Origin of the sequence: Phytoactinopolyspora endophytica (assembly GCF_004138495.1) — a bacterium.
GTDB classification, from domain to species: Bacteria; Actinomycetota; Actinomycetes; order Jiangellales; family Jiangellaceae; genus Phytoactinopolyspora; species Phytoactinopolyspora endophytica.
In genome coordinates this window covers 27,498-30,502 of record NZ_ML142865.1, presented here as the reverse complement: position 1 = coordinate 30,502, position 3,005 = coordinate 27,498, and the positions used below count along the sequence as shown (strand labels likewise).

The window sequence follows — 3,005 nt, the reverse complement described above, 5'->3', positions numbered from 1 at the left end:
GAGGACCATGTACGGTCCGTGCTCCTCAGCGATCGCGATGCACCGCTCGGCGTACCGGGCGTCCACCGCGCCCGCCGCGGCCAGCGGTTGGCATGCGGCCCGCACGGCAGCCCGCCAGTCGTCGGCCACTACCGAGGTCGAGGCCTCCACCACCGGGCTGGCCAGGCCGGCCGGTGCGGTATCGTCGCTCGCTCCCACGTCAGAGCCACCCTTGCGCCCGCAGTGCCTCGTCGAGCTGACGACGCAGGCCGTCGACGTCCATGAAGTTCGAGATCGGGATGACGACGGGCGCGACGCCGGCCAGATCGTCGGTGTGCAGCCCTTGGGCGATCGCTACGTCGGCCTTCATACCCCGTGCCGATGACAGGTCGGTGTGTTCGACCTTGGCGGTCACGCCCAGCGCGCTCAGTGCCTTCTCCGCGTTCATCCGCAGGATCAGACTGCTGCCCATACCCACGCCGCAGACGGTGAGCACCCGCAGCTCCCGGTTGGAATCGGTCTGGTTCATTCATCCGCCTCGCTGTTCTTCAAAACGACTGTCGGCCGGCTCTTTCCGCACCACTCTTCCACGACCGGTGCCGGGAGCGGGACGCCTGCGGGCCGCTCCTCGGACGCGGCGAAGACCAGCTCATTCTTCCGATGCCTCTCCGGCCACCAGTTCCGATTCCGGTTCCAAGCCCGTGACCGGCTCGCCGGCGCGTCGCTGGATGCGTTTCAGCACCCAGAGCCATACTCCGAAGGCCGCGGCGACGACCATGCCCACCAGCAGCGCCGCGTTCTCGCCCAGGCCGGAGAACACCTCCCCCAGACCGAGTACCACCAGGACCATCAGGTACCAGTCCGGATCGGCGAGGGTGGCGAGCTCAGGCGCGGTGTCCGACAGCATGTTCCATGCCGCCCACTGACCGAAGGCGAGCGCGAACCCGGTGATGACACCGGCCAGCGCCGAGCCACGCCAGCCACCGAACGCATTGCCGTACACGGCAGCTCCGGCGCCGACGAAGAACAACATGATCATCGGTGGGACCAGAACGAACCATCCGAAGGCAGCGAAGATGCCCATGAGGATCAGGAACGTGCCCGTGGTGGAGATGAAGCCCACCATCACGGCGCTGGGGGCAACCGGGAAGATCGTGGGTGCGTCCAGCCCAGGCCGCGACCCCGGGATGGCCTTCAGGCTGATGCCGGTGAATGCCGGGACGATCTCAGCCAGGAACATGCGCACGCCGTAGAGCAGGATGGCGATCCCGGCAGCGAACTGGAACGCGGCGATGACGGCCCACACCCAGGTGTTCACGTCCTCGCTGTACGCGGCAGCCTGCTCGGCGGCCACGTCCTGGTCCGCGAAGATGACGCCCACCAGCATGATCACGCCGATCACGACGGCCGTGGAGACCGTGATGTCCTTGAAGAAGGACATCTTCTTCGGAACCTTGATCTTCTCCACGTCGTCGCGCTCGGCATCGCCCACCAGCGGAGCGACCTTGCCACCGAGCCAGGCGACGGACGAGCTGGTGTGCGCGTAGCCCCAGTCGTCGGAGTTGATGACCTTGCGCATCATCGGCGCGATGAAGACCGGTTGGATGGTCCAGTAGCACGCGACGATCACCGAGCCGACCAGGACCAGCAGCCACTGATCGAGGTCCCCGAACGCCTCCACCAGGCAGGCGGTGACCACCAGCGCCATCCAGAACAGGAGGTGTCCGGTGAGGTACACGTAGCGCGTCTTCAGCACCCGGACCAGCACCAGATGCAGAATGAACCCACAGGCGATGATCAACGCGACGTCGCTGCCGTGGGTACCGAGGAACTCGTCGAGCGTGTTCGTCGACTCCGGTGGGTCGAGGCCGACCGCGCTGGCGACGATGGTCTGGAACGACGCCAGCCCACCGACGAACACGTCCACGCCGATGAAAAGGATCATGATGCCGATGGTGGCCCGGACGGCACCGCCGACGACGTCATCCACCGGCTTGCGCTGCAACAGCAGCCCGATCAGGGTAATCAGGCCGATCAGGACCGCTACCTCATTGAACAAGTTGTTGGCGATGAACTCGAGAGCACCCACGGCTTTGTCCCTCCCTGGGTCTGCCAGAAAGCGGGTTTCCTGTCCGAGCTGTAGGCAGGACTGTACTGGCCTAGACCGCCTTGGACAATAGCTTTACACTTCAAATCACAGACGTAACGCGGGGAGGAGTCGTGGCGTCCGAGCGGGATCAGGCATCTGCCCAGCAGGGTATCGATCCGCGCAGCCCGGTGCCCAAGCACGCCCAGGTCCGCGGACTCATCCTGGATGCCATCGCCGACCTCCCCTCGCACGCATCGGTACCGTCGGAGCGGGTGCTGAGCATCGAGTACGGTGTGGCGCGCATGACCGTGCGGCAGGCCCTAGAACTCCTCGTCACCGAAGGCAGGCTCTACCGGGTCCCAGGCCGGGGCACCTTCGTCGCGCCGGGCAAGGTCCGGCTGCCGGTGCGACTCACCTCGTTCACCACGGACATGAGCGCGCGCGGCGTGCGTGCCGGGGCCCGGGTGCTGGAACGGCGTACCACCCCTGCAGGCCGCGTCATCGGCCGGCTGCTGGAGCTGCCCGCGGACGCCAACATCCATATCGTCGAACGGCTGCGGCTCGCCGACGACATCCCAATGGCGATCGAACGCACGCACATACCCGCGGTGCTCGCGCCGGACCTGCTCGGATGCGACCTGGAAGACCGCTCCCTGTACCAGATCCTGGACCACGAGTTCGGGGTCGCCCTCGACGCCGGCGAGGAGTCCATCGAGGCCGTCGCGGCAGCGACGGCGGATGCGGACCTTCTCGGGGTACCGACGGGCAGTCCCATTCTGCTGCTGGAACGGGTCGCCACGTCCGGCGGCCGGCCCGTCGAGTACGCGGTCTCCCGGTACCGCGGCGATCGTTACCAGCTCCGGGCGTCGCTCAATGTCCCCGCCGACGGCGGACCGCCCACACGCCGCCGCACCGTCTGAACCCACTCGCCTACCGG

The 3,005-nt window shown here is 67.0% G+C and carries 3 protein-coding genes and 1 pseudogene; 1 reads left to right on the top strand and 3 read right to left on the bottom strand.

The features are described from left to right. From ELR45_RS26220 to ELR45_RS26210, 3 genes and pseudogenes are all read right to left on the bottom strand, one after another. Positions 1-198: pseudogene (locus ELR45_RS26220) on the bottom strand (hypothetical protein); the annotation flags it as partial. A 1-nt stretch (position 199) separates the two neighbouring features. Then, positions 200-508, bottom strand: coding sequence for a PTS sugar transporter subunit IIB (locus tag ELR45_RS26215; RefSeq protein WP_129668966.1), 309 nt, complete (start codon positions 506-508; stop codon positions 200-202). 120 nt (positions 509-628) lie between these two features. Then, the gene (locus tag ELR45_RS26210; protein WP_129668965.1) at positions 629-2,068 is read right to left on the bottom strand and encodes a PTS ascorbate transporter subunit IIC; all 1,440 of its coding nucleotides are present in this window, start codon (positions 2,066-2,068) and stop codon (positions 629-631) included. Between the two features lie 131 nt (positions 2,069-2,199). Between ELR45_RS26210 and ELR45_RS26205 the strand changes: the two genes are divergently transcribed. Further along, a complete protein-coding gene (locus ELR45_RS26205; RefSeq protein WP_205857300.1) occupies positions 2,200-2,988 on the top strand; it encodes a GntR family transcriptional regulator in 789 nt (262 codons plus the stop codon). The last annotated feature ends 17 nt before the right edge of the window (positions 2,989-3,005 follow it).